Source organism: Massilia sp. (genome assembly GCF_031995545.1).
GTDB lineage: Bacteria > Pseudomonadota > Gammaproteobacteria > Burkholderiales > Burkholderiaceae_D > Telluria.
Window position 1 is genome coordinate 25,053 of record NZ_DAMAGA010000049.1, and the last position, 6,697, is coordinate 31,749.

Sequence of the window (6,697 nt, forward strand, 5' to 3'; positions counted from 1 at the left end):
CCCACTTGACAAGGATTGACGAACACATGACCACGCCCCAGCTCCCCACTTACGAAGACGTCGTCCAGGCCGCGGCGCGCATCGCCGGCGCCGCGCACCGCACCCCGGTGCTGACCTCGCGCACGGTCAACGAGGAATTCGGCGCCGAGGTGTTCTTCAAGTGCGAGAACATGCAGCGCATGGGCGCGTTCAAGTTCCGCGGCGGCTACAACGCGCTGGCCAGGTTCAGCCCTGAGCAGCGCCGCGCCGGCGTGGTCGCGTTCTCGTCCGGGAACCACGCGCAGGCGGTCGCCCTGTCGGCGCGCCTGCTGGACATGCCGGCCACCATCATCATGCCGCAGGACGCCCCGGCCGCGAAGGTCGCCGCCACGCGTGGCTACGGCGCCACCGTGGTGACCTATGACCGGTATACCGAAGACCGCGAGCAGATCGGGCGCGATCTGGCCGAGAAGCACGGCCTGACCCTGATCCCGCCGTACGACCATGCCGACGTGATCGCGGGGCAGGGCACGGCGGCCAAGGAACTGTTCGAAGAGGTCGGGCCGCTGGACGCCTTCTTCGTGTGCCTGGGCGGGGGCGGGCTGCTGTCCGGTTCCGCACTGGCGACGCGCGCCCTGTCGCCGGACTGCGCGCTGTACGGGGTGGAGCCGGAAGCGGGCAACGACGGGCAGCAGTCGTTCAGGAAGGGCGAGATCGTGCACATCGATACGCCGCGTACGATTGCCGACGGGGCGCAGACCCAGCACCTGGGGCAGTTGACCTTCCCGATCATCCAGCGCGATGTGAACGACATCCTGGCGGTGACGGACGAAGAGCTGGTGGAATGCATGCGCTTCTTTGCCGAGCGCATGAAGATCGTGGTGGAGCCCACCGGGTGCCTGGGGTTTGCGGCGGCGCGCAAGATGAAGGCGAGGTTGAAGGGCAAGAAGATCGGGGTGTTGATCAGTGGCGGGAATATCGATCTGGGACGCTTCGCCAGCCTGATTGCAGGATGACGAATCAAGGGCGACGGCATGCGAAGTGCCGTCGCCCATGATGGGGTTTCGTTGGCGGGATGTCTTATCCGGCCAGCGGCAACGCCACCTGCAGCATGAACCCGCCGCCATTGCGGTTGCTCACCTCCAGCCCCGCATTGTGGCGCGTCAGCACCCGTTCCACGATCGCCAGGCCCAGACCCGCGCCGTTCGCCTGCCCGCGCGCGCTGTCGAGCCGCGTGAAGGGTTTCATCAGCTGCGCGATCTGGTCCGGCGGCACGCCCACGCCATGGTCGCCGATCTCGATCACCGCGCGCCGGCCATGGCCGGTGGCTTTCACGCGCAGCGCGATGTCGATCTCGGTGTAGTCCTTGCCCGGCGTGGTGCCGTAGCGGCGCGCGTTCTCGATGATGTTGTTGATCACGCGCCGCAGGTCGGTGGCGTTGCCCAGCACGTGCACGTCGGGCAGCAGGTCGGTCGTGACGCGCAGGTTCTGGATGCGGCCGGCCTCGCGCGCGACGTCCGACAGCATCTCGGACAGGTTCACCGCCACGAAGGTCGCCGCCTCGGTCGGCTTGGCGTAGTCGAGGAACTGGCCGATGATCGCGTCCATCTGGGCGATGTCCGACTGCATGCCTTCGCGCGCTTCGTTCGACAGATTCGCCATCTCCACTTCGAGTCCCATGCGCGCCAGTGGCGTGCGCAGGTCGTGCGAGATACCGGCCAAAATCACGGCGCGGTCCTTTTCCACCTGCGCCAGGTCTTCCACCATCTGGTTGAAGCTGCGGTTGGCCTCGATGATCTCCTGCGACCCCTTCTCGGGCAGCGGCGCCGGGCGCTCGCCCTTGGCGATGGCGCGCGCGGCGGCGGTCAGGCGCGCCAGCGGCAGGTTGACCAGGCTCGAAATCAGGGCCGCGCCCAGCACCGACAAGAGGCCCACCACGGTCGCCCAGCCCAGCCACTGTACGCGCGTCAGGCCAGCCAGGCGCTCGCGTTCGAGCATCAGCCAGTACTTGTCGTCCTCGATGTTGAAGCTGATGTAAAAGCCCGGCACGCCGTTCACGCCGCTCGAGAAGCGCGTGTCGGGGCCGAGGCGCTCGCGCACCATGGCCGCGATCTCGGGCATCAGCGGATTGTGCGGCGGCGGGTCGACCACGTCGCTGTCCTCGAGCGTGAAGATGCGGATGCCTTCGTTCGACACCAGTTCCAGCAGCAGCTCGCGCCGCAGGTCCGGCGCCGAGTGGGTCAGCGCAGCCTTGGTGATGGTCACCACTGACACCACCAGCTCGGCGGTCTGCTGCACCTGCGGGCCGCGCTGGAACACGTTGATCATGCCGATCCACGCGCCCATCGACACCGTCGTGAGCAGCGACATCAGGAAGAAGGTGCGCCAGAACAGGCCGCTTTTGAACCAAGCGAAGCGCACCGCGCGGCGCGCCGCTACAAAGGGAGAGAACACTAGCGCGGCTGGCCTTCAGGGATGAACACGTAGCCCAGGCCCCACACCGTCTGGATGTACAGCGGGCTGGATGGATCGGGCTCGATCAGCTTGCGCAGGCGCGAGATCTGGACGTCGAGCGAGCGGTCGAACACTTCGTATTCGCGGCCGCGCGCGAGCTCCATCAGTTTTTCGCGCGACAGCGGCTGGCGCGCGTGGCGTGCAAACACCTTCAGCACCGAGAATTCGCCGGTGGTCAACGGGACGGTCTCGCCGTTCTTCTTGAGCGTGCGCGTGCCCAGGTCGAGCACGAAGTCGCCGAACTCGAAGGTCTGCGGCGTCTCGGACGGCGCACCCGGGATCTCGTCCGGGCCCTTGCGGCGCAGCACCGCGCCGATGCGCGCCACCAGTTCGCGCGGGTTGAACGGTTTCGGCAGATAGTCGTCGGCGCCCATCTCGAGGCCGACGATGCGGTCGACGTCTTCGCCCTTGGCGGTGAGCATGATGATCGGGGTCTGGTCGCCGGCGCCGCGCAGGCGGCGGCAGATCGACAGGCCGTCTTCGCCCGGCAGCATCAGGTCCAGCACCAGCAGGTCATACCGTTCGCGAAGCCACAGCTTGTTCATCGCCGGCGCGCTCTCGGCGGTCACGACCTGAAAACCCTGCTCGGTGAGGTAGCGCCGCAGCAGGTCGCGCAGGCGCACGTCGTCGTCCACGACCATGATCTTGGCGGAGTGGCCGCTTTGCGCGCCGGGAGCGCCGGTGTTGTTCGTAGTCGGAATCATAAAAACTGTCCAGAATTGTCAGATGAATGTCGCTATGGTAACTTCTCTTCGCGCTGGCGTCGGCACGACTGAACCCAGCCATTACAATGTGTTACAAACTTTACCCAATTAGTCTTACTCCGCTCACGGTATGCACCTACACTGGCGTCAAGTGATCACCACAGCTTATCTTCTTATAGGGCATCGCGGAAGAGGAACACCATGAACCTAGCGCACATCGACAACCCAGCAGTATCCGGTACCGCGGCAAGCCGCGTCAGCCGGCTCGCGCGGCTCGTGCGCCTTGGTGTGATGGCGTGCCTGTTGGCGGCGGGCGGTGCCGAGGCCCTGGCCCATCAGCAGGAGCGTGGCCGGCGCGACGACTCGGCCCAGATGCGTGAACGCTACCAGATGCAGGCGCAGGCCCAGGACGCGCGTTTCGAGCAGCGTGCCCAGGAAATGCGCGAAGAGCAGCGCCGCGCCATCGAAGCCCAGCGCGAATCGATGGGCAGCGAGCGCCGCGGCGGCCGCATGACGCCGGACGAGCGGCGCGACCTGCGACGCCAGATCCGCGAAAGCGGGGCCGACGTGTACCCTAACGCGCAACGCCGCTGAAGCGTTGACAAGCATCTACTGACGAAATCGACGGCGCCTGCGGGCGCCGTTTTTCATCGCCGCTCACTGCAAAAGCTTGTAATCGTGTCTAGGTAATTACATCTAAGAAATCTTGTTGCTATATATTTATTTATATTCCGCAACATGCTATGTTTACGCCCACCTTACTGTTGGCATGTGATTCGCCAATTCTGTTGACTGGAGCGTGAACGTGAACGATCCCGCTGTCGCCTCATCCGCTATCTCCTTCGCGACCACCGATAGCGTCGCGCGTTTCGCTTCGAACGGACCGGAGCATTGCATCGACCGCCGCGCCGACGGCGTGTATGCCGACCCCGAAGTGCTCGGCACCACGCTGGTGGCGGCAGTCGACGGCGTGCTGCGCTCGAATCATTATTTCTCCGACCTCGATTACCCGGTCCTGATCAAGGCGCTGTACGGCCACGGCCCCGAGCTGCCGCGCGATGCGGCGGGACGCGCCGTGGTGCGCTTCGCGGCAGACATCCTGCCGTTCGCGCAGGAACGGCGCGCCCTGTACCGCGCAGTCAAGATCGCCGACGGCCAGGCCGAATACTATTTCGAGCCGGTGTTCCGGACCGACGACGAGGGCGTCGAACGCGCCACCACGCTCGACGCCGACGAATTCGTGGCCGACCTGTGGGGCAAGGGCGTGCGCTTCGGCGTCGACCTGGACGCCATCCGCAATGCCATCGTCTCCGGCGCGGCGGGACGGATCGTGGTGGCGCGCCGGCTCGAGGCCAGCAGCGGCATCGATGCCCGGGTCGAGGAAGTCACCGGCGACCTGCATCGCAGCGACGCGCCGCGCCAGCTCGCCAACGGCAAGCTCGACCTGATGAGCTTCCAGAACCGCTTCCCGCAAATCGCCAGGGGCAAGCGCCTGCTGCGCAAGGTGCCGGCCAGCGTCGGCGCGCCCGGCTTCGACCTGGCCGGCATCCCGATCGCGCCCGAGCCACCCAGAGACCTAGACCTGTCGGTGTACGCCGCCGATGGCACCGAGGTGGCGCAGTGCGAGGACGGCGAATTCCTGGTGGCGCGCCAGGACGGCTTCCTGAGCGTCGACCCGAAGTCGAGCCGCATCTCGATCAGCGACAAGATCGTCAGCCATGACGGCGTCAGCGCCAAAACCACCGGCAACCTGCACCTGAGCGGCGACTACGAGGAATTCGGTGAAGTGCAGGAGCAGCGCGTCATCGAGGGCGACAGCATCACCGTGCATGCCGATGTATTCGGCCACGTGGTCTCGCGCGGCGGCACCATCCGGCTCGAGCGCAACCTGGTGGGCGGCAGCGCGCGCAATGCCAAAGGCGACATCCAGGTGCTGGGCGTGACTTCCAACGCCACGATCCAGACTGCGCAGGGCGAGGTCACCCTGCAGCGCGCCGAGAACTGCGTGATCTCGGGCACCCGGGTCAAGGTCGAGCGTGCGATCAATTGCGAGATCATGGGCGACGAGGTCGAAGTGGCCAGTGCCGAGGGCGGCGCCATCGCGGGGCGGCGCGTGTCGATCGGGCGCGCGGCGCCGCGGCGCCAGGGCGAGATGCTGGTGTACGTGCTGCGCCCGGATTGCGCGCGCATCGACGACGCTATGGCCCAGGTGAGCGCACGCCTCGAAGGCTTCGGCCAGCTGCTGGCGCGTCACCGTACGGCGATCGAGACCCTGGGCGCCCAGCCCGACCTGCGCAAATACCTGATGCTGGCGCCGCGCCTGCGCAAGGGCGAACTGGTGCTCACGCCCGAGCAGGAGCCGCAGTTCAAACGCCTGACGGCGGCAGTGACGCCGGCGCTGAAGGAAATGGCGCGCCTGTCGCAGCTGGACAAGGCCGCCGAGGGCGAGCGGCATGCCGGCCAGGCACTGCTGGCGCGCCTCGAGACCCAGCGCGGCGAGCGCCTGGGCGCGGCCGGCGTGGCCATCGGCGCGCTGGCGGGCGAGGTACAGGTGAGGGCGATGGCCTACGAGCCGGATGCCGGCAATGCCTACGACCTGCCGCCGCGCGAAATCAAGGCGCGCCTGCGCGACGGTAGCGGCGCCGAATTGCTGCATGCCGGCACCAATGGCGCCTGGAACTGGTGCACCGATCCGGCGCAGCAGATGCCGGTGTTGGCCGACGTCTACGTGCACTGAGCGTGCACTGAGCGTGCACTGACATTGACCCGCGGGGTCTTCGGACGGCGGTGCTGTGTCGAGTACGCAATTGACTGCCGTCAACATTGTGACGATGGGGCGGGCATACGATGGGGATTGCTGACACAAAGGATCCGCCATGCACACCCCGACTTGCGCCCCGCATGAATACCTGAGCTTCACGCTCGACGGCCAGGAGTACGGTCTGGATTGCGCCAGGGTCCAGGAGCTCAAGCTGCTCAAGTCGCTGGAGCGCTTCGCGGCGGACGGCGAGATCATCGGCGGCGTGGCGCTGTCGCATGGCGTGATCCTGCCGATCGTCGACATGCGCGCCGCCTCCAGCCAGCGTGCGGGACGCGCCAGTCCGGAGTCGGACGTGATCATCCTGCGTTTGAAGAGCGGTCTGGTGGGGATGGTGGTGGAGGGCGTGACCGGGATCGTACACGTCAGGCCGGAGCGGATCGAGCCGCTGGCGGGCGGCCCGGATGCCGGTTACCTGATCGGATTGGCGCGGGTCGACGAGCGCAGCGTGGTGCTGATCGATATCGACGAGCTGATGTCGTTGTCGCCACGCCGGCCGCTCAGGGTGGCGTAAGTGTTATCTTTGAGACCGTCATCCCTGCCACTGGCAGCGATGACTTCCCGCGAAGGCGGGAACCCAAGTGTGCGAGCGTGCCCACCTTCTCAAGCGCTAGTGGCAGCACAACGAACTTGGGTTCCCGCCTTCTGAACTGACCCCGTTTAGTCGGACAGCTTTTTTGAT

The 6,697-nt window shown here is 66.4% G+C and carries 6 protein-coding genes; 4 read left to right on the forward strand and 2 right to left on the reverse strand.

What is annotated here, in order from left to right; all coding sequences use genetic code 11:
- Positions 1–26 precede the first annotated feature (26 nt).
- Positions 27–995 carry a threo-3-hydroxy-L-aspartate ammonia-lyase gene (locus tag RTQ83_RS22165; RefSeq protein ID WP_312519553.1) on the forward strand — a complete coding sequence of 323 codons (969 nt, stop codon included), beginning with the start codon at positions 27–29 and terminating at the stop codon, positions 993–995.
- Between the two features lie 64 nt (positions 996–1,059).
- Here the strand turns inward: RTQ83_RS22165 and RTQ83_RS22170 are convergent, their stop codons facing one another.
- Positions 1,060–2,433, reverse strand: coding sequence for an ATP-binding protein (locus RTQ83_RS22170; protein ID WP_312519556.1), 1,374 nt, complete (start codon positions 2,431–2,433; stop codon positions 1,060–1,062).
- Positions 2,433–3,197, reverse strand: coding sequence for a two-component system response regulator OmpR (gene ompR / locus RTQ83_RS22175; protein WP_312519559.1), 765 nt, complete (start codon positions 3,195–3,197; stop codon positions 2,433–2,435). Before ompR ends, RTQ83_RS22170 begins: the two co-directional genes overlap by 1 nt.
- Positions 3,198–3,398: 201 nt before the next feature.
- Between ompR and RTQ83_RS22180 the strand changes: the two genes are divergently transcribed.
- The 3 genes from RTQ83_RS22180 (at position 3,399) to RTQ83_RS22190 (ending at position 6,529) form a co-directional block, all read left to right on the forward strand.
- A complete protein-coding gene (locus RTQ83_RS22180; protein ID WP_312519562.1) occupies positions 3,399–3,791 on the forward strand; it encodes a hypothetical protein in 393 nt (130 codons plus the stop codon).
- A 211-nt stretch (positions 3,792–4,002) separates the two neighbouring features.
- Positions 4,003–5,934, forward strand: a complete 1,932-nt coding sequence (locus tag RTQ83_RS22185) for a flagellar assembly protein A (RefSeq protein ID WP_312519564.1) — start codon at positions 4,003–4,005, stop codon at positions 5,932–5,934.
- Between the two features lie 139 nt (positions 5,935–6,073).
- Positions 6,074–6,529: a chemotaxis protein CheW gene (locus RTQ83_RS22190; protein ID WP_312519567.1), complete on the forward strand. Its 456-nt coding sequence runs from the start codon at positions 6,074–6,076 to the stop codon at positions 6,527–6,529.
- Positions 6,530–6,697: the final 168 nt, after the last annotated feature.

Coding starts and splice junctions, on each gene's coding strand:
- RTQ83_RS22165 (WP_312519553.1), top strand. CDS start 27: ATGACCACGCCCCAGCTCCCCACTTACGAAGACGTCGTCCAGGCCGCG.
- ompR (WP_312519559.1), bottom strand. CDS start 3,197: ATGATTCCGACTACGAACAACACCGGCGCTCCCGGCGCGCAAAGCGGC.
- RTQ83_RS22180 (WP_312519562.1), top strand. CDS start 3,399: ATGAACCTAGCGCACATCGACAACCCAGCAGTATCCGGTACCGCGGCA.
- RTQ83_RS22190 (WP_312519567.1), top strand. CDS start 6,074: ATGCACACCCCGACTTGCGCCCCGCATGAATACCTGAGCTTCACGCTC.